The sequence below is a fragment of the Pseudomonas sp. ANT_J12 genome (genome assembly GCF_008370045.1).
In the GTDB taxonomy this organism is placed as follows: domain Bacteria; phylum Pseudomonadota; class Gammaproteobacteria; order Pseudomonadales; family Pseudomonadaceae; genus Aquipseudomonas.
Genome location: NZ_VOBN01000026.1, coordinates 53,873 through 74,229, shown reverse-complemented (window position 1 = coordinate 74,229; position 20,357 = coordinate 53,873). Strand labels below are relative to the sequence as shown.

Here is a 20,357-nt window from a genome sequence, read left to right as displayed (position 1 = left end):
TCGACCTGATCGACAACCGACAATTTAAAAGTCAGCGTGTAATCGCGTTGACTGCGTTTTATGCCCGTATCCATTGCACCTTCCTGATGAGAAGTCAGAAGGTGTAAACCTTATTCAGGACGGAACACCAGCCATGAAAAAGCCCGCAATCAGCGGGCTTTTCTGTATCCGGTTACCACCGCAAGGATTACAGATCCTTAACGGTACGCACCTGATCCTTGTTGACACGGGTGTGCTTGCCGTCCAGCTGTTCGAATTCGTAGAAACCCGACTCTTCATCGTATTTAGGCTGGTCGACGGCCTGGATTTCACGACCGTCATTCAAGGTGATCACTGTTGGCGATGCGCAACCGGCGAGGGTAGCGAGGCCCAGTGCGAGCATGAAAGTGGCGAGGGTCCGTTGAGTCATGAGTGTATCTCCGAATATGAATTCTTTTGGTTACTGAGCTTGTAGACGTATGCAACGCGTGCAAGTTCCTTCTCGTGTCAGTCTGACACACTGTGGTGTGCACTTAACAGTTCCGGTGTGTTCAGGTTGGCCAGGCGAGGGTCATTGTCGGGGCATTGCAGGGCTGTGGCGCCCAGCTGCCGCATGATTCGGCCCGGACTGCGTTCACCCTCGTCCCAGGCATTTTCGAACGCCTGCGAAAGGGCCACGGGGATAACGCAGAGCAGCGGTTCCCAATGATCGCCGTGGCGCAGCATTAGCGGCTTATCCGGATGCTGGGCGGCGGTTTCGCGCATGCCTTGAAGCAGGGCGGCATCGATGCGCGGCACATCGCAGGGCAGGACCAGCAGGTGAGCATGACGGGCAGCCTTCAGGCCGGCCCGGATACCCGCCAGGGGGCCGGGAAAACCGGCGTGATCGTCAACCACCAGTTGGTCGGCGTAAGGCGCGTAGGTGTCCTGGTTTCTGTTGCAGGAGATGATCAGGTCATCGCTCAGCGCGCGGGTCTTGCGATGCAGGTGCGCAATCAGCGGTTCGCCGTGCCACTCAATCAGCCCCTTGTCCTGGCCGCCCATACGCTGGCCGCGCCCGCCCGCCAGCAGCAGAATTGAACAGGGGGGTAGCGCAGTATTCGAAGTCATGGCAGCTCTCCATGGGGCGGCGAAAAATTGAGGCGCTGTGATATAACACCGGGCTGTTTCCCCTACAACTGGACGAGCCTATGAAAGCCAAGGCTGATGTACCTTTCGCACCGCTCAACATCGCGGTGCTGACTGTCAGTGACACCCGGACCCTGGAAACCGACACCTCCGGCCAGGTCTTTGTCGACCGCCTGGGCGCAGCCGGTCATAACCTGGCGGCGCGGGTGTTGCTTAAAGATGACCTCTACAAAATTCGCGCGCAAGTCGCCACCTGGATTGCCGACGATGTGGTGCAGGTGGTGTTGATCACCGGTGGCACCGGGTTTACCGGCCGCGACAGCACGCCGGAAGCGGTGAGTTGCCTGCTGGATAAGCAGGTCGATGGTTTTGGCGAGCTGTTCCGGCAGATTTCCGTGGCCGACATCGGCACCTCGACGGTGCAGTCCCGCGCACTCGCCGGCTTGGCCAACGGCACGCTGGTGTGCTGCTTGCCGGGTTCGACCAACGCGGTGCGTACCGGTTGGGATGGGATTCTCGCCGAGCAGCTGGATTCGCGGCACCGTCCGTGCAATTTCGTCCCTCACCTGAAACAGGCGGCACCCTGTGAATCCCGCGGGTAAGCCTGGCAAGACCGGCAGCTTGATGCCTGTCGAGGTGGCGCTGGCGCGCTTGCTGGAAATGGCCGAAGCGGCGCCGATTCGCGAGCGGGAACGCTTGCCGTTGGCGCAGGTTCAGGGCCGCGTACTGGCGCAGGATCTGGTCTCGACACTCGACCTGCCGCCCTGGCCCAACAGTGCCATGGACGGCTATGCATTGCGCGTGGCCGACTGGACCGGTGAACCGTTGGTGGTCAGTCAGAAAATTTTCGCTGGCCAGGCACCGCAACCCTTGCAGCCAGGGACCTGCGCGCGAATCTTCACCGGTGCGCCGGTGCCTGAGGGCGCTGACTGTGTCGAAATGCAGGAGAACGCCGAAGTCCAGGCGAATGAGCGTGTGGTGTTTACCGAAACCATCACCCCTGGCCAGAACATTCGACCTCAAGGCCAGGAAACCACAGTCGGTGAGTTGGTCCTGACGGCCGGCACGCGTCTGGGTCCTATCGAGCAGGGGCTGGCGGCCTCCCTGGGATGTGCCGAGCTGGATGTCGTGCGCAAAGTGCGTGTAGCAGTGCTGTCCACCGGCGATGAACTGATCGAACCCGGCCAGGCCTTGGGGCCTGGGCAGATCTACAACAGTAACCGTGTGTTGCTGTGCAGCTGGTTGCAGCGTTTGGGCTGCGAGGTGATTGATGCCGGCATCCTGGTGGATGACCTGGCGGTGACTCGCGCTCGCTTGGGGGAACTGACTGATGTCGACCTGATCCTGTCCACTGGCGGTGTGTCAGTGGGCGAAGCCGACTTCCTCGGTATTGCCTTGCGAGAGGAGGGAGAGCTGAGCCTGTGGAAGCTCGCCATCAAACCCGGCAAGCCGCTGACATTCGGGCATTTCCGGGGCGTGCCGGTGATCGGTTTGCCGGGTAACCCGGCGTCGACGCTGGTGACCTTCGCGTTGCTGGCCCGGCCTTATCTCTTGCGGCGCCAAGGTGTCCAGAACGTCGAGCCGCTGAAATTCCAGGTGCCGGCAGGGTTCGTCTGGCCCAAGGCTGGCAATCGACGCGAGTACCTGCGTGGGCGTCTCGAACAGGGTAGGGCCACCATTTACCGGAATCAGAGTTCTGGTGTATTGCGCAGCGCCGCTTGGGCCGAAGGCCTTGTGGAGGTCCTGGAAGACCGCACCCTGGTCGAGGGCGATCAGATCAGCTTCATTCCCTTGAGTGAAGTCTTGAGCTGATGCCTGCCATTGACTGACCCTGCAAGCCCGGTTGATCAAGCCGGGCCTTGCGTCCACCCTCGCCTTATTGCGACAGAAGCGTCACAACCTGTTCAAACCGGCTGTTGGCGATCCACCCCAGAAGTCCCAGGATCACACCGATTGCGCCGGCAGAGTAGGCCAGTCGGTGCTTGATGGATTTGACGTCGCCACGCACTTCGTCCATGTCCCGACGGATGTATTTGAGGTGTGTCTCCAGTTCGACGACGCGAGGTTCCATATCAACTTCTCCAGCGGCTTTTGCGCCGTTTTTGAACTCTGCCTGATGAGCCCTTAGGGCGTTTGCATTCATTGCGTGCACATCCTTGTGTGTTTGTAATTTCATGATTGATACCGCAGGGCCCCACGGTGTACCAATCACCCGAGTCGGTCAATTGAGCCGATTCCTCACAGTTTGTAAGAAAAAATACCGCTCTGTAGGACGCAAGACGCTGTGGCTTTGAATTTATTGAAGTTCAGCTGACTTTTTTGCGTATCTGTGTGGTCAACATCTCCCATACGGATGCCAATCATGGGAGTGATCGCAATGGATGAGCGCAAGGCGCTGTTGATTCTGCATGGCAAGCAGGCACTCAACGAGGAAGTCCGCGCGGCGGTTGAAAGCAAGCGCAAGCAGGGGTGGGAACTGGCCGTTCGGGTGACCTGGGAGGCCGGCGATGCCCGGCGCCTGGTGGATGAAGCACTGGCGGCGGGGTATCGGCAACTGATTGCCGGTGGCGGTGACGGCACGTTGCGCGATATCGCCGAAGCCATGGCAGCGCATCCGAACGAGGCCAGCCTGGTGCTGCTGCCTTTGGGCACTGCCAACGATTTCGCGCGTGCCGCGGGCATTCCCCTGGAGCCTGCCCAGGCTCTGGAGCTACTGGACAGCGCGGCGGTGCCGATTGATCTGGGCGAGGTCGGCGGACAAGTGTTTCTGAATATGGCTACGGGCGGTTTTGGCAGTAACGTCACGGCCAATACCTCGGAAGACCTGAAAAAAATACTGGGGGGCGCGGCGTACCTGTTCACCGGTTTATCACGCTTCAGCGAATTGCACGCGGCCTATGGCGAATTGCAGGGGCCGGACTTTCACTGGCGTGGCGAGCTGTTGGCGTTGGGTATCGGCAATGGTCGACAGGCCGGTGGCGGACGTGTGTTGTGCCCGCAGGCGCTGGCGGACGATGGATTGCTGGATATCAGCATTCTGCCGGCACCGCAGGAGGTGGTCGGCACCTTGAAAAACCTGCTGACCGAGGGCTTCGGCATCGACAACATGTTTGTGCGAGCGCGTTTGCCGTGGGTCGAGATCAAGGTGTCGGAAGGCCTGCACATCAACCTCGATGGCGAACCCCTGGAGGGTGACAACCTGCGTTTCGAAGCGCGTCCGGGGGCCTTGCGCGTGCACTTGCCGCCGAACTCGCCGTTGCTGGGTTCATCCCGGGCCGTCAATCATCCAGGCTGATGATTTGTTCACGCACGGCGAATAGCACCAGGCCGGCCACGTCGTAGATCTGCAAGCGTTTCATGATCTGCGAGCGGTGGGTCTCGACGGTCTTGATGCTCAGGCCCAGGCCGTTGGCGATTTCCCGGGTGGATTTGCCACGCACGATCAATCGCAGGATTTCCAGCTGGCGTGCTGTCAGGTTGTGGGTGTCCGGGATCGGCGTCTGGTTTTTCTGGGTGCGGGTCAGCGCCTGGTTGATCACCGTGTGGGCAATCGCCGGACTCAGGTAACGTTCGTTGTTGCGCAAGGCGTCCAGGGCGTGTTCGAGTTCGGTGGCCGTGGTGTCCTTGAGCAAGTAACCATGGGCACCGGATTCCAGCGCTTGCATGATCAGCGCCGGGTCGGTGTGCATCGACAGGATCAGCACCTTGCTTTGCGGGCGTACCTTTTTGAGGCGCTGCAAGGCTTCGAGGCCGCCGGTTTCCTTCATGGAAATGTCCAGCAGGACGATGTCCGGGGACAGTTGCTCGACCATCTCCAGCAGTTGCGAGCCGTCATTGGCCTCGCCGACTACCGCGTAGCCGGGAATATCCAGCACCAGAGCGCGTACGCCTGCCCGGATAAGGGAGTGGTCATCCACCAGAAGTAAGTTACAAGTCAACGCATAACCTTATTCGTACTGGCCCGCTCGAGCGCACGGGGCGCCCAGGGGAAAAGTGCTTCGATTTGAGTGCCTTTGCCCGGCTCGCTGGTCACGGCCAAGGTCCCGCCCAATTGTTCGATCCGTTCCGACATCCCGGCCATGCCGCGTTGCCCTTCGCGCCCGGGGTTGGCCGCGGGCGCAAAGCCCAGGCCGTCGTCGCTGATCAGCAGTGTCAGGCCCTGAGGCAAGCGCTGCACGCGCACCAGCAGGTTCCTGGCGTCGGCATGGCGCAGAATATTGGTCACCGCTTCCTGGGTAATCCGAAACGCGGCCACGGCCATTTCTTCCGGGATGCCGGTCAGGCGCTGGTGGCATTCCAGGCTCCAGTGCACCGAGGTATTGGCCAGCGTCTTGAGCAAATGTGCCCGCAGGCTGGCTTCCAGCCCGAGACTGGTCAACTGCCGGGGGTTGAGAATGGCCGAGACGTCACGCACCTTGGTCAGGGTTTCTTCCAGGGTTTCACAGAGCACCGAGCATTGGCCCTGCAACTCGTCGGGCAGGCGGCGCTTGAGCCATTCGCTTTGCAGTTTTGCCGCCGTCAGCAACTGACCGATGTCGTCGTGCAACTCGCGGCTGAGCCGATGACGTTCGTTCTCCTGTACTTGCAGGAGGCGGTCGGCCAGTTCTTGAGGTTGAAACTTGATCGATTTGCGCGACAGGCGATGCCCGACCCAGACACAGGCCAGTGCGGCCATGTTGAGGAACAGCAGGCTTGCCGGCAGGCGAGTGGAAAAGCCATAGACCAACAAGCTGCCAAGCGCCGAGCAGGTGCACAGCAACAGCGTGAACCGGCGCGCGTTTTCTCGGGAAGGGGGCCACGTGGTAATTGACTTGAGGCTGGCGTACATAGCAGATGGAGCCAATGGATGTTCGCTGCGGGCAGACCGGCCATGATGGCTGACGGGTCTCTGTCTGAAAAACTGTAGGGTGAATCACCAACTTAAACGGGGCAAACCAGAGGACGAAATCCAGCCATGAAGTTAGCGGGCTGCTCTCGTCTTGAATCACAGTGCCATTATTTGAAGCCAACTAATGGCCGGCATAATACCACTTAAGATACCGTTGGTCGCGTTTGGTATATATGTCCAGACAGTCAGGAATTACGTTATCTGGACGATGGTTCCATAATGGAAAAAGATTGGTTTCTTGCCTCTCGAATATAGTGAGCACGCCCAGGATTTATTTTTAAAGTCCGACATTACCTGCGCTCGGAACAGACAGTCCGCGCACAACTAGATTAATTGTGTTTATTCAGCTGTCGCTGGCAGGTATGAACTATTCAATTGCGACATGGGCATTCTAGTTACGAGTCGGGGCTGGGCAATACGAGAACCAGGCGTCGTAGAGCGCTCCGGCAAATTTAAGCCTGCCGTTCCGAAAATGCCACGAGGGTGAGCGGCTTGGCGTGGGCCGGTGGCTGAAAGCGGCTTTGTCCGACCTGAAAGGCAAAGGCTTCGATCAGCAACGCCTGCTCGCTGTCATCGAGGCTCAACTGGCCGGTTGCTGGATCGATCAGTTCGAGTTGCCAGGCCATCAGCGTAAAGCAGTCTTTCAGCGCCTCGAGGGCCTGCTCGTGCAGGGCCATGTGGTGTTGGGCATGGTTCAACAAGCCATGGATGTGCAGCGAAAACTCCGAGACTGCCTCCAGCGCCAAGGCATCGGCCTTGTTCGCCAGCTTGAGCAGGCTGCTGAGCATGCAGTCGATGGCGTCCGTATCATTGCTGATCAGTTGCAGATGACTGAGGCATTCCTCGGACTTGGCCAGGAGTGTTTCAGCCTCGACGAGAAACTCGGGAAGGCGTTGAGCCCCCTCTTTATGGTCGTTCGGCATACTTATTTCCACCACGTCATGGCTGATGAGGGAATGTCGTGTGTGTCGAAGATCACGAGTTGTCGCCCGAGCATGCTCCGCCTCGCTATTGCGTGCGCTGGATAACTCGAGAGGGTGGGGGGCCACTGACCTGCGATCGCACACAAAAGCCTGACTCCGTTCATGCAATGAGAATGGCGTCACATTAATGGCTATTGGATATTGCGAATATCAGGTTGGGCCTGATTGTTACTAGGGGAATCCCTTACGCAGGGGAACCTAACGTGCAAACCGAGGTCGCGCGGCAGGGGATGAAGCAGATGAAATCGCGAGGCCAGTAAAGCATGATGTTAATGTGACATCAATGCCTGGACGTGGCATTTTGTCTGGGGGTCAAGCTCTAGCAATAACAGCCGATAACCCTCTTTAGTGAATTCATCAGAACAAGCCCAGGAGTCATTGATGGCCGGCATTCTCGACACGGTAGACCAACGCACGCAACTGGTGGGTGAGAATCGCCTGGAAATTCTCATGTTCCGGCTGGCCGGGCGGCAATTGTTCGCAATCAACGTATTTAAAGTCCAGGAAGTGCTGCAACTGCCGAAACTGACCTTGATGCCCCAGCGCCATCCGTTTGTCTGCGGTGTGGTCAATCTGCGTGGCCAGACGCTGCCCGTGATCGACCTGTCCCAGGCCATCGGCATGCGTCCGTTGGTGCCAAGCCCCACCAGTACCATTATCGTCACCGAATACAACCGCTCGGTGCAGGCGTTCCTGGTCGGTGGCGTGGACCGCATCGTCAACATGAACTGGGAAGCCATCCTGCCGCCGCCGACCAGCGCCGGTCGCCAGCACTATCTGACGGCCATCAGCAAGGTCGATGACCAGTTGGTGGAAATCATCGACGTGGAAAAAGTCCTCGCTGAAATCGTCCCGTACAACGCCAAGGTCTCCAAGGAAAAACTGGATGATCCGGTGCTGGAACGAGCCCGTGGCCGTGAAGTGCTGCTGGTGGACGACTCCAACGTGGCGCTCTCGCAATTGCGCGACACCCTCGGCCAGTTGGGCGTGAAGATGCACATCGCCAGCGACGGCCTCAAGGCACTGAACATGCTCAAGGCCTGGGCCGATACCGGCGTGGTCATGACCGACAAGTTGCTGATGATCTTCACCGACGCCGAAATGCCGGAAATGGATGGCTACCGCCTGACCACCGAGATCCGCAACGACCCGCGTCTGCGCGGTCTGTATGTGGTCCTGCACACCTCGCTGTCCGGCAGCTTCAACGACTCGATGGTGAAAAAGGTCGGCTGCGACAACTTCCTCTCCAAGTTCCAGCCAGACAAACTCGTCGACGTGGTGCGCCAGCGCCTGATGCTCGACGAAGTGCCGGCCTGATCCCGACGCCAAAGGCTGACATCGCGTCAGCCTTTGATTCGGCGATCAAGCTCGTATAGGGTGGCGTTTTTTGCCCACCAGGGAGCTGGCCATGCTGCGTCTGAGCGCGCTTTATCGTTATCCGTTGAAATCCGGCAAGGGTGAGACCCTGCAACAGGTCAGCCTCGACAAACTGGGCCTGGACGGAGATCGACGCTGGATGCTGGTGGACGAGGCCAGCGGGCGCTTCCTGACCCAACGCGCGGTGGCGCAGATGAGCCAGTTGTCGGCGCTGTGGAATGCCGACGGCGGCCTGACCCTCAACGCCCCAGGCCATTCACCGATCGATATCGCCTTGCCCGGCAGCGACGCCGAACTGCGCGGCGTGACCATTTGGCGCGACACCTTGCGCGTGCCCGATGCCGGCGACGCGGCGGGGGCCTGGGTCAGTGAGTTCATCGGCAAACCGACACGGCTGGTGCAAGTGCCGCTGGATCGCGCGCGCACCACCCAGGCCGGCTACGGCAAGGACGACGATCAGGTGGCCTTCGCCGATGGTTTTCCGTTGTTGCTGATCGGCCAGGCGTCACTGGAAGACTTGTCGCAAAAAGTCGGGCGTCCATTGGAAATGCTGCGCTTCCGGCCAAATCTGGTCATTGAGGGCAGCGACGCCTACGCCGAGGATGGCTGGAAGCGCATCCGCATCGGTGATGTCGAGTTCCGGGTGGTCAAGTCGTGCTCACGGTGCATCCTGACCACCATCGACCCGCAGACCGGCACTCGTAGTGATGATCGCGAGCCCCTGGCCACGCTGCAGAAGTATCGGGCCGAGGCGGACGGGGCGATGTTCGGCCAGAACCTGGTCAACGACAGCAACGGTCGACTGGAAGTCGGCATGCCGGTGACGATCCTCGAATAGCCGCCCTGTGAATGAAAAATGCCCGTGTCGTTGGACACGGGCATTTTTTTTGTCGCTGTGAAAACCCAGGGGTTTAGCCGCGGTATTCGCACAGGTAAGCGGTGTCGACGGCGACTTTCAACTGGAACTTGCTGTTGGCGGGCACGTTGAACTGGCTGCCGGCGGCGAAGGTTTCCCAGTCGCTACTGTCCGGCAGTTTGACGCTCAGGGCACCGGTGACCACGTGCATGATTTCACGCTGGCTGGTACCGAATTCGTATTCGCCCGGTGCCATGACGCCGATGGTCGCCGGACCTTCAGCGGTGCCGAAAGCGATCGACTTGACGGTGCCGTCGAAGTATTCGTTGACTTTAAACATGGGCGATTCCTCGAAAAGGGCTGAAAAGGGCCGGCCAGTATGCACAACACCCCTGGCGCCGTCACCTTCCTAGAGGGGCAGCACCAGCGGTAGTAGCCGTGCGGTATTGCGCGCATCTTCCAGCGCCCGATGCTGTTGCCCATTGAATTGCATGCCCGCCAGTTGCAGCGCGCCGTTGAGACCCAGCGGACGTTCCAGCCGCCGGGCCTTGGCGAAACGCTGCTTGAGGTTCATGTGCGGCACCTGGCTCAGGAAGCTGTCGAGTTGCAGGCGTTGCCATTCCTGTAGCAGTTGCTTGCGATCGTAATCGCCCCAACTGGCCCAGCCTTCCAAGCGCGAGTGATGCTGGCCGAGCCAGCGCTCGAACGCCGGCCAGACCTCGGTCAGTGGCTGCGCGGTGTCGATATTGGCCTGGGTGATGTGAGTCAGCTCCCGACAAAACGGCGTCAGCAAAGGCCGGCGCGTCGGGCGTACGAAGCGCTGGAACTGGTCCAGCTCTCGACCTTTTCGGTCCACCAGGGTGGCACCGATTTCGATGATTTCCATTTCTGTAACTGGCCAGCCGCCCTCATCGGTGGTGGCTTCCAGATCAATGACCAACCAGTGAGGCATCGCAGGGTTCCTGGTATCCGCGTGCTGATAGGGCTTGAGCGTAGCCAAACCCGGCGGATCCGCCTAGCGCCTTATTCGACCTCCAGCAAAATCTGGCGATTTTTGACCTGATCGCCGACCCGTACCTGCAACCGTTTAAGCACGCCGTCGATGCCGGATTTGAGCGGATGCTCCATTTTCATCGCCTCCAGCACCACCAGGAGCTGGCCCTTGCTGACCGGGCTGCCCTCACTGACCAGCACATCGACGATCGCCCCGTCCATTGGCGCCTTGAGCGTGCCGGAGCTGATGCTGGCCTGACTGCTGACCGGCAACTGCGTGCGATCCTCCAGGCGCAGGCTGCCGGGGCGGGTGAACAACCACAGTTGCCCGGCGTCGAGGCGATAGGCATGGCGCTGGCGGATGCCGTCGATTTCCAGGGTGGCCTGGTGTCCGTCGCAATGAATCATCTTCAGGGCGAGTTTCCGCTCGCCGACCTGTAGCCGGTAGGGCTCGCCCGGCACCGCGTTCAGTTCCACGGCCCAGTCCTTGTCTTCCACGCCGAGGCGATAGTGCAGCGGCACACTGGCGTTGTTGCGCCAACCGGCCAATGGCGCGCGGTGCTGTTGCGCCCAGGCGTGATAGAGCAGCGCCGCCGCGATCGCCAGTTCTTCAGCGCTCGGAACATGGGCGTGCAGGCAGGCATGCTCGGCGAAGTGCGCCGGGATAAACCCGGTGCTGAACTCGCCGCGGATAAATTGCGGGTGTTGCAGCAGGCTGGCGAGCAGGCGCTGATTGCTTTGCACCCCCAGCAACACACTGTCCTGCACCGCTCGCAGCAGCTTGCGCCGGGCTTCTTCGCGGGTGGCGCCGTGGGCGATCAGCTTGCCCAGCAGCGGGTCGTAGAAGGGGCTGATGTGCTGGCCGTCAATCAGGCCATGGTCGATGCGCACGCCACCGTGCAACGCCGGTTCCCAGGCACTGATCTGCCCGGTCTGCGGCAGGAAACCCCGGGCCGGGTCTTCGGCGTACAGGCGCACTTCCAGGGCATGTCCGTTGAGCTGCACCTCCTCCTGGCGCAGCGGCAGCGGCAGGCCTTCGGCGACGTGCAGCTGCCAGGCAACGAGGTCGAGGCCGGTGATCAGTTCGGTCACCGGGTGTTCCACCTGCAGCCGGGTGTTCATCTCCAGAAAGTAAAACTGCCCGCGAGCGTCCAGCAGGAATTCCACGGTGCCGGCGCCGACATAGTTCACCGCTCGCCCGGCTTTGAGCGCCGCTTCGCCCATGGCCTGGCGCAGATCGGCCGTCATGACGGGGCAGGGCGCTTCCTCGATGATTTTCTGGTGCCGGCGCTGGATCGAACAGTCGCGTTCGCCGAGGTAGATCAGGTTGCCATGCTGGTCGCCGAACACTTGCACCTCGACATGGCGCGGATCGATCAGCGCTTGCTCAAGGATCAGCTCGTCATGGCCAAACCCGTGCAGGGCTTCGGAGCGGGCGGTGCGCAGTTGCTCCAGCAGATCACTGGCGTCGTGGACCAGGCGCATGCCGCGCCCGCCACCGCCGGCGCTGGCCTTGATCATCAGTGGATAGCCGATGCGTTCGGCTTCGCGGCTCAGGGTGGCGTCGTCCTGCTCGGCGCCTTGATAGCCTTTGATGCAAGGCACGCCGGCCGCGAGCATGGCGAGTTTCGACAGGCGTTTACTGCCCATCAACTCGATGGCTTCGGGGCTGGGGCCGATGAAGGTGATGTTGGCCTGTTGGCAGGCGAGGGCGAACCCGGGGTTTTCCGAGAGGAAACCGTAGCCGGGATGGATTGCATCGGCGCCGGTGCGGCGGGCGGCCTCGATAATGGCCGGGATGTTCAGGTAGGACTGCTGCACCGGGGCCGGGCCGATGTTCACGGCTTCGTCGGCCATTTGCACGTGCAGGGCATCGGCGTCGGCGTCGCTGAATACGGCGACAGTGCGGTAGCCCAGGGCCTGGGCGGTGCGCTGGATGCGGCAGGCGATTTCACCGCGGTTGGCAATCAGGATTTTGTTGAATCCGGGCATGGCTTATTCCCTTGGTTTTGCGGTGGATGTGACGGCCTCTTCGCGGGCAAGCCTCGCTCCTACAGGGCCCACCCCGGCTTACGTTTTTGCACAAAAGCCATCGTCCCCTCGACTCCTTCAACCCCGGACACCGCTTCGCTGAACCACTGCGCCGCTTGATCCAGCAAGGCATCGGAAGGTTGCCCGGCGCTCGCCAGCAACAGTTTTTTGGTCAAGGCATTCGCCCCCGGCGCGCAGCACAAGACATGGGCCAACACCTCTTCGAGGCGCTCGGCCAGGGCTTGCGCGTCGTGTTCGACAAAATGCACCAGGCCCATGCGACGCGCGTGAGTGCCATCGAACCGCGCCGCCGTCAGGGCCAGCCGCCGGGCCTGGGTCAGGCCGATGCGCTGGACCACGAACGGCGCGATCTGCGCCGGCAGCAGGCCGAGGCTGGTTTCCGGCAAACCGAACTGGGCCTGATGATCGGCCAGCGCCACGTCGCTGACGCACGCCAGACCAAAACCACCGCCCAGCACCGCGCCTTGCAGCACGGTGATCACCACTTGCGGCGCGTGCTGCACTTCTTGCAGCAAGGCACCGAATGCCCGGTTCAAGTCGCGATAAGCCTCCGGCCCTTGGGCGCGGGCGTTGGCCATGTCCTTGATGTCGCCACCGGCGCAGAAGTGCCCGCCGGCACCGCCAATCACCAGGGCGCGAACCGCGTGGTCATCGCGTACCGCCGCCAGCACCGCGCGCAATTCGGCGACCATCTGCAAGCTCATGGCGTTGCGGCTTTCCGGGCGGTTGAGGGTGATGTGCAGCACGCCGTTGTGCAGTTCGAGCAACAGCGTCTGGCAAACCGGCAGGCTGTTCATTTCTTTTTCCCCGGCAGGGTGCCCATGAGTTTGCAGATGATCCCCAGCATGATTTCGTCGGCGCCGCCGCCAATCGATACCAGCCGCACATCGCGGTAAGCCCGGGCTACCGGGTTGTCCCACATGAAGCCCATGCCGCCCCAATATTGCAGGCAACTGTCGCTGACTTCCCGGCCCAGGCGTCCGGCCTTGAGTTTGGCCATCGACGCCAGGCGCGTGACGTCCTGGCCTTTGATGTACTGCTCGGTGGCCTGATAGACCAGCGCCCGCAGGCATTCGATTTCGGTTTGCAGTTCGGCCAGGCGAAAGTGAATCACCTGGTTGTCGATCAGCGCGTTGCCGAAGGTCTTGCGTTCCTTGCAGTACTCGATGGTGCTGTCGATGCAGTATTCCAGGCCCTTGATCATGTTCGCCGCGCCGAACAGGCGTTCCTCCTGGAACTGCAACATCTGCATCATGAACCCCGCGCCTTCATGGCCGATGCGGTTGCGTTGCGGCACGCGCACGTTGTCGAAAAACACCTGGGCGGTTTCCGAGCTGCGCATGCCGAGCTTGTCCAGGTGCGAACTCAGGCTGATGCCGGGCGTGTTCATCGGCACCATGATCAGCGACTTGTTGACGTGGGGTTTGTCGTCCGAGGTGTTGGCCAGCAGGCAGATGAAATCGGCGCTCGGCGAGTTGGTGATCCACATCTTGCTGCCGTTGATCACGTAGTCGTCGCCGTCCTTGCGCGCGGTGGTTTTCAGCCCCGCGACATCGGAGCCGGCGCCGACTTCCGAGACACCGATGCAACCGACCTGCTCGCCGGTGATCGCCGGGCGCAGGAATTCTTCGCGCAATTCATCGGAGCCGAAGCGGGCCAGCGCCGGGGTGCACATGTCGGTCTGCACGCCGATGGACATCGGAATCCCGCCGCAATGAATGGTGCCGAACTCTTCGGCGGCGACGATCGAATAGCTGTAGTCCAGGCCCATGCCGCCGAACTTCTCCGGCTTGGAAATCCCCAGCAAACCGAGGTCGCCGGCCTTGCGGAAAATCTCATGGATCGGAAAGCGTCCGGCCTTTTCCCATGCTTCGACGTGCGGATTGATCTCGTGATCGACAAACTGGCGAACGGTGCGGCGCAGTGCTTCGTGTTCCTGGGTGAAGATCATTTTTATTGTTCTCCTTATATCCATGATCGTTACCACGCTCAGCGTGGGAACGCCTCTATGGACGCTCTGCGTCCGCTTTGGGACGCGGAGCGTCCCGGGCTGCATTCCCACGCAGAGCGTGGGAACGATCAAATGATCAAAATCTGGCGACACCAAAACTGTTGGCTTGCAGTGGCCGAACCTCGGCCTCGTGGCAAATGTCCAGTAAGTAACCGAGCAACGTCCGGGTATCCCGCGGATCGATCAGCCCGTCGTCCCACAAACTGGCGCTGCCGTAGAGCGCAGTGGACTGGCTGTCGAGTTTCTGCGCGGTGACCTGCTCCAGCATGTCGAGCATTTTCGGGTCCGGCACCAAACCGTCCTTGAGCTGCTTGGCCTCGGTGACGATCCGCAGCACCTTGCCGGCCTGGGCGCCACCCATCACGGCGGTGCGACTGTTGGGCCAGGCAAAAATGAAACGCGGGTCCAAGCCACGGCCGCACATCGCGTAGTTGCCGGCGCCGTAGGAACCGCCGACGACGATGGTCAGTTTGGGCACCCGGGCATTGGCCACCGCCTGGATCATTTTCGCGCCGTGCTTGATCACCCCTTGCTGCTCCGATTCGGTGCCGACCATGAACCCGGTAGTGTTGTGGAAAAACAGCAGCGGCGTCTGGCTCTGGTCGCACAGCTGAATAAACTGCGCCGCCTTGCTTGCGCCCTTCGGTGTGATCGGGCCGTTATTGCCGATAAACCCGCAAGCCCGGCCCTGGATTTTCAGATGGCCGCAAATCGTCTGTTGATCGAACTCGCCCTTGAATTCCAGGAAGTTCGAGGCGTCGGCAATCCGGGCGATGATTTCGCGCACGTCGTAGGGTTTTTTCGGGTCATCCGGGATCAGCCCCAGCAGTTCGTCGATAGGGTAGAGCGGTTCTTTCCACTGCGGTTCGGGCAGCCAGGGCAACTGCTCGTTCCACGCCATCAGGCTGACAATCTCGCGCACCAGGCGCACACCGTCGGCATCGTTTTCCGCCAGGTATTCGGCGGTGCCGGCGGTTTGCGCGTGCATCTCGGCGCCGCCCAATTCTTCATCGGTGGCGACTTCACCCGTGGCGGCTTTGAGCAGCGGCGGGCCGGCGAGAAACAGCTTGGCCTTGCCGCGCACCACCACCACGTAATCCGACAACCCCGGCTGATAGGCGCCGCCGGCGGTGGCCGAGCCATGCACCACCGTGATCTGCGGCAAACCCATGGCGGACATCCGCGCCTGATTGGCAAAGCTGCGCGCGCCTTCGATGAAAATGTCGGCGGCGTAATTGAGGTTGGCGCCGCCGCTTTCGGCGAGGGTGATCACCGGCAGTTTGTTTTCCATGGCGATCTGTTGCAGGCGCAGGGATTTTTTCAAACCGCTGGGGGAAATGGTCCCGCCCTTGATCGCGCTGTTGTTCGCCACCACCAGCACCCGTGCGCCGGACACGTAGCCGATCCCGGCAATCAAGCCGCCGCCGGCCGAACTGCCGTCCTTGTCGTCGTGCAGCTTGTAGCCGGCCAGGCTTGCCAGTTCGAGGAACGGCGCGCCAGGGTCGAGCAGCAGGTTGAGGCGTTCACGGGGCAGCAATTGCCCGCGCTTGTCGAACTTGGCCTTGGCCTCCAAGGCCTTGTTCAGCAGGTTTTGTTCGAGCTGACGGATATGCTCGATACCCACCAGCATCGCTGCACGGTTTTGCGCGAACTGCTCGCTGAAAGGGTCGATCTGGGACTCGATCACCGGCATGGTTTATTCCTTGTCCTTGAGTACGTCCGGCAAATAGGCGCGATGGAAGCCGTTGTACGACTCACTGTTCTGCGCCTTGTGAATCGGCCACGCCCGACCGCCCAGGCTCGCGGCGCCATCGATGCGCAAGGTGCTGCCGCTGACAAACGCCGCCGCCGGGCTGAGCAGGAACACAATCGCCGCACTCACTTCCGATTCGGTGCCGATACGCTTGAGCGGTACATGTTCGCGCAGGGTCGGGATCACGGCCTTGAACGCGCCTTCGTAAGTGTCCATGCCACTGGAGGCGATCCAGCCCGGCGCCACGGCGTTGACCCGCACCCCGGCATAACCCCATTCGAACGCGGCGGTCTTGGTCAGGTTGTCCATGCCCGAGCGCGATGCCCCCGAATGGCCCATGCCGGGCATGCCGCCCCACATGTCGGCGAGCATGTTGACGATGGCCCCGCCGTGTTTGCTCATGGACTGGTTGAACACTTCCCGGGCCATCAGGAAACCGCCCACCAGGTTGGTGCGCATCACGGTTTCGAAACCTTTCTGATTGATCGAGGCCAGGGGCGACGGGAACTGGCCGCCAGCGTTGTTGACCAGGCCATGGATCGGTCCGAACAGGCGGATCAACTCGCTGACCAGATGCTTGACCGCTTCTTCCTCGCGAATATCGCAGGTCTTCCAGTCCGCCTTGCCGCCGTCCTCGGCGATCTCGGTGGCGACGTTGCGCAGTTTGTCGGCGTTACGCCCCACCAGCAGCACATGGGCGCCGAGGGCTGCGAGTTCGTGGGCGGTGCAACGGCCGATGCCGCTGCCGCCGCCGGTGACGATGATGGTGTGGCCGGCGAACAGGTCGGGTTTGAAAATCGAGTCGTAAGCCATGGCAGCGGTCCTCTAGTTGACCTGGTCGGCGATGCTCTGGGGCACCGGAATCTGGATCTCCAGCAGTTGCTGGGCGAAAGCCTTGCCTTGCGGATCGATCCGCAGGCTGGCCACGCCGCCACCGCCGAGGGCGTTTTCCAGCAGGAAGTTCAAGCTGTGGGTGCCGGGCAGGTACCAGCGCTCGACACGGCCGTGGATCGGGTCGAGCACGTGGCTCATCCAGTCGACGATCACTTCCGGTGTCAGCGCTTCGGCGATCCAGGGCAGGAACTGCGGCTGCCGCGCCATGACCCCGATGTTGCTGTGGTTGCCCTTGTCGCCGGAGCGCGCCACCGCGAGTTTGACCAGTGCCACGCTGGCGTCGGCCCGGCCCTGGGGTTTGGGCAATTCATGCGGGGCGGGCAGGGCGTCGGTGTCCAGCGGATCGAGGCTGGGCAGGGCGCAGGCGTGGCGCTGACCGTTGAGATCAATCTCCAGCGTGCAGGCACTTTTGTCGATCAGGAACGAGAACAGCCGGATCAACGGATACACCGAAGGCCGCCCACCAACGATCCCGGTCAACCCGGGTGCCATGCCGGTGGCGGCCTGGGCGATTTCCCGGGAGAACACGATCAGCGCCTGTTTGCTCGGGTGGCGCACGGCGAGTTTGATCACCACTTCGCGGCTGTCGTGGCGCTGGCCGTGGGGGCCGTAGGTGGCTTCGCTGCCGAGCAGTTCGATGTTCACTTCGCTGTAGGGTGCCCAGCCGCGCTGGCTGAAAATCTCTGACGTCTTGTTGATGATCGCTGCGCTGACCCGCCGTGCCTTGTCCACCGCATCGATGCCGGCGATCAGGCAACTGGCGGTGCAGCGGAAACCGTCGGGGTAGGTGGCGCTGACCTTGTACTGATCGGTCGGCGGCAAGCCTTTCGCGCCGTGGACCTGCACCCCATGCTTGCCCTGTTGCTGAAGCTTGACCTGGCTGAAATCGCAGACCACATCCGGCAGCCGATAGGCCCGTGGGTCGCCGATTTCATAGAGCATTTGCTCGCCGACGGTCAGCGGCGTGACCAATCCGCCGGAGCCCTCGGGTTTGCTGACGATGAACTGGCTGTCGGCGCTGACTTCGACGATGGGGAAACCGATGTGCTCGTAATCGGGCACCTCGCGCCAGTCGGTGAAATTGCCGCCGGTGCACTGGGCGCCGCACTCAATGATGTGTCCGGCCAGCGCGGCCTGGGCCAGTTTGTCGTAGTCGTGCCACGACCAGCCGAATTCATGCACCAGTGCGGCACTGACTACGGCGCTGTCGACCACCCGGCCGGTGATCACGATGTCCGCGCCCAGGCGCAGGGCTTCGACGATGCCCGGCGCGCCGAGGTAGGCGTTGGTGGACACGCACATCGGCGGCAACGGCGCGCCGCTGAACATCTCGCGCAGGCCTTGGCTGGCGAGTTGTTTGAACTGTGGTTGCAGGTCGTCGCCCAGCAGCACGGCAATCTTCAGTGCCACCCCGGCCTTGTCGCACGCCGCTTGCAGGGCGGCGGCGCAGGCCTGCGGGTTGACTCCGCCGGCGTTGCTGATGACGCGGATCTTCTGTTCGGCGAGTTGTGGCAGCAAAGGACCGAGGACTTCGATGAAGTCAGTGGCGTAGCCGGCCTGGGGATCTTTCATCCGGGCGCCGGCCATGATCGACATCGTGATCTCGGCCAGGTAATCGAACACCAGATAGTCCAGGCGCCCGCCTTGCACCAGTTGCGCAGCGGCGGTGCAGGTGTCGCCCCAGAAGGCACTGGCGCAACCGATGCGGATTGTTTTTGGCACAGTCGACTCCATGCTCAGCTCCGACAGAAGTGCTCCGAGACTACCAAGCAAGCGCTTGGTTTGTAAACGCCTGAAATATCTTCGGCCCAAGCGCTTGCTTGGTCGTCCCGGCCAGCTTAAATTGCCCGCGCAACCCCGCTGTTTTAGCGGCGAAGGGCGCATTTGACTGAACGACTGTAGGAGATAACGGGTGGACGAGCAAAAAGCCCTCGGGGTGATGCGCGAATTGGTCGACAACGGCCAATTGACCGACCCGGACAGCGCCCGCGGCAAACTGCTGCAAGTGGCGGCTCACCTGTTCCGCAATAAAGGCTATGAACGCACCACGGTGCGCGACCTGGCCGGCGCGGTGGGCATTCAGTCGGGCAGTATTTTTCATCACTTCAAAAGCAAGGACGAGATCCTGCGCGCCGTGATGGAAGAGACCATTCGCTACAACACCGCGTTGATGCAAGCGGCCCTGGCCGAGGCCGGCAACGTGCGCGAGCGGGTGCTGGCGCTGATCCGCTGCGAATTGCAGTCGATCATGGGCGGTAGCGGCGAAGCCATGGCGGTGCTGGTCTACGAATGGCGTTCGCTGTCCGAAGACGGCCAGGTCCAGGTGCTGGCGCTGCGGGACATCTATGAAGCGATCTGGCTGCAGGTGCTCGGGGAAGCCAAGGACGCCGGTTTTATCCGCGGTGATGTGTTCATCACCCGGCGGTTCCTGACGGGCGCCTTGTCCTGGACCACCACCTGGTTTCGCGCCGGCGGCAGCATGAGCCTTGAGCAATTGGCCGAAGAGGCGTTGATTCTGGTGCTTGAAGAGAAGCCGTGAGACGTCTATCTCGACGATAAACTGGCTAAGTAGGCGAAACCGCCTAGCTTGAATGCATTGATGCGTATTTTATTTGGGGAGTGGGTTGTTTTGATGTCTTCGCCAATGTGGACGGTGTCGCGGCTCTTGCTGGCGGCATTAGCGGTGCTATGGGTGTTGCCGTCCCAGGCGGCACAACTGGTGCGGGTCGGTGCTGCGCATTTCCCGCCTTACACCGTGCGCCCGGAGTCCGGCGCCGACACGGGCCTGCTGCCGCAATTGGTGGAAGCCTTGAACCAGTTGCAAACCGATTACCAGTTCGTGCTGGTGCCGACCTCCATCCCCCGGCGTTTCGGCGATTTCAAGCAAGGTCGGGTGGACATGGCGATCTTCGAGAACCCGGATTGGGGCTGGAAGGAGATTCCTCACACCACCGTCGACATGGGCCTGGAAGACGCCGAGATTTTTGTCGCCCAGCGCAAACCCGAGCGCCACGAGAGCTATTTTGCCGACCTCACGGGCAAGCGCCTGGCCTTGTTCAGCGGCTATCACTATGAGTTCGCCAACTTTAACGCCGACCCGAAATTCCTCGCGCAGAACTTCAACGCCACGCTGACCTATTCCCATGACAGCAACCTGCTGATGGTCTTGCGCGACCGGGCCGACATTGCTCTGGTCACGCGCTCTTACCTGAGCGATTACCTGCTGCGCAACGAGCAAGTCGCTGATCAACTGCTGGTGTCCCAGCGCATCGATCAGGTCTATCACCACTACGCGCTGCTCAGCCCGGCCGCGCCGATCAGTGGCCCGGCATTCAGCAAATTGTTGCAAGGCTTGCGCGATAACGGCCAGATGCTGAAGATCTTCCAGCCGTACAAGATTGCCGTGGTGCCGGTGCCAAAATCCTGAAAACCTGCCGCAAGTC

The 20,357-nt window shown here is 61.4% G+C and carries 21 protein-coding genes; 7 read left to right on the top strand and 14 right to left on the bottom strand.

Features of this window, described 5'->3' with window-relative positions:
- Positions 1-187 precede the first annotated feature (187 nt).
- Both FQ192_RS30305 and mobA read right to left on the bottom strand, forming a co-directional pair.
- Positions 188-409, bottom strand: a complete 222-nt coding sequence (locus tag FQ192_RS30305) for a YgdI/YgdR family lipoprotein (protein WP_133838227.1) — start codon at positions 407-409, stop codon at positions 188-190.
- Between the two features lie 77 nt (positions 410-486).
- The gene (mobA, locus tag FQ192_RS30300) at positions 487-1,089 is read right to left on the bottom strand and encodes a molybdenum cofactor guanylyltransferase MobA (RefSeq protein ID WP_149661818.1); all 603 of its coding nucleotides are present in this window, start codon (positions 1,087-1,089) and stop codon (positions 487-489) included.
- Positions 1,090-1,169: 80 nt separating this feature from the next.
- Between mobA and moaB the strand changes: the two genes are divergently transcribed.
- Positions 1,170-1,709 carry a molybdenum cofactor biosynthesis protein B gene (gene moaB / locus FQ192_RS30295; protein WP_133838225.1) on the top strand — a complete coding sequence of 180 codons (540 nt, stop codon included), beginning with the start codon at positions 1,170-1,172 and terminating at the stop codon, positions 1,707-1,709.
- 22 nt (positions 1,710-1,731) lie between these two features.
- The gene (glp, locus tag FQ192_RS30290) at positions 1,732-2,919 is read left to right on the top strand and encodes a gephyrin-like molybdotransferase Glp (RefSeq protein ID WP_372242370.1); all 1,188 of its coding nucleotides are present in this window, start codon (positions 1,732-1,734) and stop codon (positions 2,917-2,919) included.
- A gap of 64 nt (positions 2,920-2,983) precedes the next feature.
- Here the strand turns inward: glp and FQ192_RS30285 are convergent, their stop codons facing one another.
- Complete coding sequence (locus tag FQ192_RS30285; protein ID WP_256672403.1) at positions 2,984-3,250, bottom strand: hypothetical protein; 267 nt, start codon at positions 3,248-3,250, stop codon at positions 2,984-2,986.
- A 234-nt stretch (positions 3,251-3,484) separates the two neighbouring features.
- On the opposite strand from FQ192_RS30285, the gene yegS reads away from it, so the two are divergent.
- Entirely contained in the window at positions 3,485-4,402 is a 918-nt protein-coding gene (gene yegS / locus FQ192_RS30280; RefSeq protein WP_149661823.1) for a lipid kinase YegS, read from the top strand.
- Here the strand turns inward: yegS and FQ192_RS30275 are convergent.
- The 3 genes from FQ192_RS30275 to FQ192_RS30265 form a co-directional block, all read right to left on the bottom strand.
- Positions 4,386-5,045, bottom strand: coding sequence for a response regulator transcription factor (locus tag FQ192_RS30275; RefSeq protein WP_149661816.1), 660 nt, complete (start codon positions 5,043-5,045; stop codon positions 4,386-4,388). The two genes, yegS and FQ192_RS30275, sit on opposite strands and share 17 nt — an antisense overlap.
- Complete coding sequence (locus FQ192_RS30270; protein ID WP_149661822.1) at positions 5,042-5,935, bottom strand: sensor histidine kinase; 894 nt, start codon at positions 5,933-5,935, stop codon at positions 5,042-5,044. The genes FQ192_RS30275 and FQ192_RS30270 overlap by 4 nt, the downstream gene beginning before the upstream one ends.
- 512 nt (positions 5,936-6,447) lie before the next feature.
- Complete coding sequence (locus FQ192_RS30265; protein WP_149661815.1) at positions 6,448-6,918, bottom strand: hypothetical protein; 471 nt, start codon at positions 6,916-6,918, stop codon at positions 6,448-6,450.
- Between the two features lie 441 nt (positions 6,919-7,359).
- On the opposite strand from FQ192_RS30265, the gene FQ192_RS30260 reads away from it, so the two are divergent.
- Positions 7,360-8,295, top strand: a complete 936-nt coding sequence (locus tag FQ192_RS30260; protein ID WP_133838221.1) for a chemotaxis protein CheV — start codon at positions 7,360-7,362, stop codon at positions 8,293-8,295.
- Positions 8,296-8,386: 91 nt separating this feature from the next.
- Positions 8,387-9,193 carry an MOSC domain-containing protein gene (locus FQ192_RS30255; protein ID WP_149661814.1) on the top strand — a complete coding sequence of 269 codons (807 nt, stop codon included), beginning with the start codon at positions 8,387-8,389 and terminating at the stop codon, positions 9,191-9,193.
- 73 nt (positions 9,194-9,266) lie between these two features.
- On the opposite strand, the gene FQ192_RS30250 is transcribed toward FQ192_RS30255, so the two are convergent.
- The 8 genes from FQ192_RS30250 to FQ192_RS30215 form a co-directional block, all read right to left on the bottom strand.
- Positions 9,267-9,551: a pyrimidine/purine nucleoside phosphorylase gene (locus FQ192_RS30250; RefSeq protein WP_149661813.1), complete on the bottom strand. Its 285-nt coding sequence runs from the start codon at positions 9,549-9,551 to the stop codon at positions 9,267-9,269.
- A gap of 69 nt (positions 9,552-9,620) precedes the next feature.
- Positions 9,621-10,163: an exonuclease domain-containing protein gene (locus FQ192_RS30245; protein ID WP_149661812.1), complete on the bottom strand. Its 543-nt coding sequence runs from the start codon at positions 10,161-10,163 to the stop codon at positions 9,621-9,623.
- Positions 10,164-10,234: 71 nt separating this feature from the next.
- Positions 10,235-12,196, bottom strand: a complete 1,962-nt coding sequence (locus FQ192_RS30240) for an acetyl/propionyl/methylcrotonyl-CoA carboxylase subunit alpha (RefSeq protein ID WP_149661811.1) — start codon at positions 12,194-12,196, stop codon at positions 10,235-10,237.
- Between the two features lie 59 nt (positions 12,197-12,255).
- Entirely contained in the window at positions 12,256-13,053 is a 798-nt protein-coding gene (locus tag FQ192_RS30235) for an enoyl-CoA hydratase/isomerase family protein (RefSeq protein ID WP_149661810.1), read from the bottom strand.
- Entirely contained in the window at positions 13,050-14,207 is a 1,158-nt protein-coding gene (gene atuD, locus FQ192_RS30230) for a citronellyl-CoA dehydrogenase (RefSeq protein ID WP_149661809.1), read from the bottom strand. The genes FQ192_RS30235 and atuD overlap by 4 nt, the downstream gene beginning before the upstream one ends.
- Positions 14,208-14,343: 136 nt before the next feature.
- Positions 14,344-15,960 (bottom strand): geranyl-CoA carboxylase subunit beta, encoded by a 1,617-nt coding sequence (gene atuC, locus FQ192_RS30225; RefSeq protein WP_149661808.1) that lies wholly within the window; start codon positions 15,958-15,960, stop codon positions 14,344-14,346.
- Between the two features lie 3 nt (positions 15,961-15,963).
- On the bottom strand, positions 15,964-16,833 hold the full coding sequence (locus tag FQ192_RS30220; protein ID WP_149661807.1) for an SDR family oxidoreductase: 870 nt from the start codon (positions 16,831-16,833) through the stop codon (positions 15,964-15,966).
- Between the two features lie 12 nt (positions 16,834-16,845).
- Positions 16,846-18,636, bottom strand: a complete 1,791-nt coding sequence (locus tag FQ192_RS30215; RefSeq protein WP_178129282.1) for an acyclic terpene utilization AtuA family protein — start codon at positions 18,634-18,636, stop codon at positions 16,846-16,848.
- A 190-nt stretch (positions 18,637-18,826) separates the two neighbouring features.
- Between FQ192_RS30215 and FQ192_RS30210 the strand changes: the two genes are divergently transcribed.
- Positions 18,827-19,453: a TetR/AcrR family transcriptional regulator gene (locus FQ192_RS30210; RefSeq protein ID WP_149661805.1), complete on the top strand. Its 627-nt coding sequence runs from the start codon at positions 18,827-18,829 to the stop codon at positions 19,451-19,453.
- 93 nt (positions 19,454-19,546) lie between these two features.
- Positions 19,547-20,341 carry an ABC transporter substrate-binding protein gene (locus FQ192_RS30205; RefSeq protein WP_178129280.1) on the top strand — a complete coding sequence of 265 codons (795 nt, stop codon included), beginning with the start codon at positions 19,547-19,549 and terminating at the stop codon, positions 20,339-20,341.
- Positions 20,342-20,357: the final 16 nt, after the last annotated feature.

What these genes read in the sequence shown, in the direction of transcription:
- FQ192_RS30285 (WP_256672403.1), bottom strand. Translation starts at nt 3,250, where the DNA reads ATGAATGCAAACGCCCTAAGGGCTCATCAGGCAGAGTTCAAAAACGGC.
- FQ192_RS30235 (WP_149661810.1), bottom strand. Translation starts at nt 13,053, where the DNA reads ATGAACAGCCTGCCGGTTTGCCAGACGCTGTTGCTCGAACTGCACAAC.
- FQ192_RS30205 (WP_178129280.1), top strand. Translation starts at nt 19,547, where the DNA reads ATGTCTTCGCCAATGTGGACGGTGTCGCGGCTCTTGCTGGCGGCATTA.
- FQ192_RS30220 (WP_149661807.1), bottom strand. Translation starts at nt 16,833, where the DNA reads ATGGCTTACGACTCGATTTTCAAACCCGACCTGTTCGCCGGCCACACC.
- FQ192_RS30305 (WP_133838227.1), bottom strand. Translation starts at nt 409, where the DNA reads ATGACTCAACGGACCCTCGCCACTTTCATGCTCGCACTGGGCCTCGCT.
- FQ192_RS30255 (WP_149661814.1), top strand. Translation starts at nt 8,387, where the DNA reads ATGCTGCGTCTGAGCGCGCTTTATCGTTATCCGTTGAAATCCGGCAAG.
- FQ192_RS30260 (WP_133838221.1), top strand. Translation starts at nt 7,360, where the DNA reads ATGGCCGGCATTCTCGACACGGTAGACCAACGCACGCAACTGGTGGGT.
- FQ192_RS30270 (WP_149661822.1), bottom strand. Translation starts at nt 5,935, where the DNA reads ATGTACGCCAGCCTCAAGTCAATTACCACGTGGCCCCCTTCCCGAGAA.
- FQ192_RS30240 (WP_149661811.1), bottom strand. Translation starts at nt 12,196, where the DNA reads ATGCCCGGATTCAACAAAATCCTGATTGCCAACCGCGGTGAAATCGCC.
- moaB (WP_133838225.1), top strand. Translation starts at nt 1,170, where the DNA reads ATGAAAGCCAAGGCTGATGTACCTTTCGCACCGCTCAACATCGCGGTG.
- FQ192_RS30245 (WP_149661812.1), bottom strand. Translation starts at nt 10,163, where the DNA reads ATGCCTCACTGGTTGGTCATTGATCTGGAAGCCACCACCGATGAGGGC.
- FQ192_RS30250 (WP_149661813.1), bottom strand. Translation starts at nt 9,551, where the DNA reads ATGTTTAAAGTCAACGAATACTTCGACGGCACCGTCAAGTCGATCGCT.
- yegS (WP_149661823.1), top strand. Translation starts at nt 3,485, where the DNA reads ATGGATGAGCGCAAGGCGCTGTTGATTCTGCATGGCAAGCAGGCACTC.
- atuC (WP_149661808.1), bottom strand. Translation starts at nt 15,960, where the DNA reads ATGCCGGTGATCGAGTCCCAGATCGACCCTTTCAGCGAGCAGTTCGCG.
- atuD (WP_149661809.1), bottom strand. Translation starts at nt 14,207, where the DNA reads ATGATCTTCACCCAGGAACACGAAGCACTGCGCCGCACCGTTCGCCAG.
- mobA (WP_149661818.1), bottom strand. Translation starts at nt 1,089, where the DNA reads ATGACTTCGAATACTGCGCTACCCCCCTGTTCAATTCTGCTGCTGGCG.
- glp (WP_372242370.1), top strand. Translation starts at nt 1,732, where the DNA reads ATGCCTGTCGAGGTGGCGCTGGCGCGCTTGCTGGAAATGGCCGAAGCG.
- FQ192_RS30265 (WP_149661815.1), bottom strand. Translation starts at nt 6,918, where the DNA reads ATGCCGAACGACCATAAAGAGGGGGCTCAACGCCTTCCCGAGTTTCTC.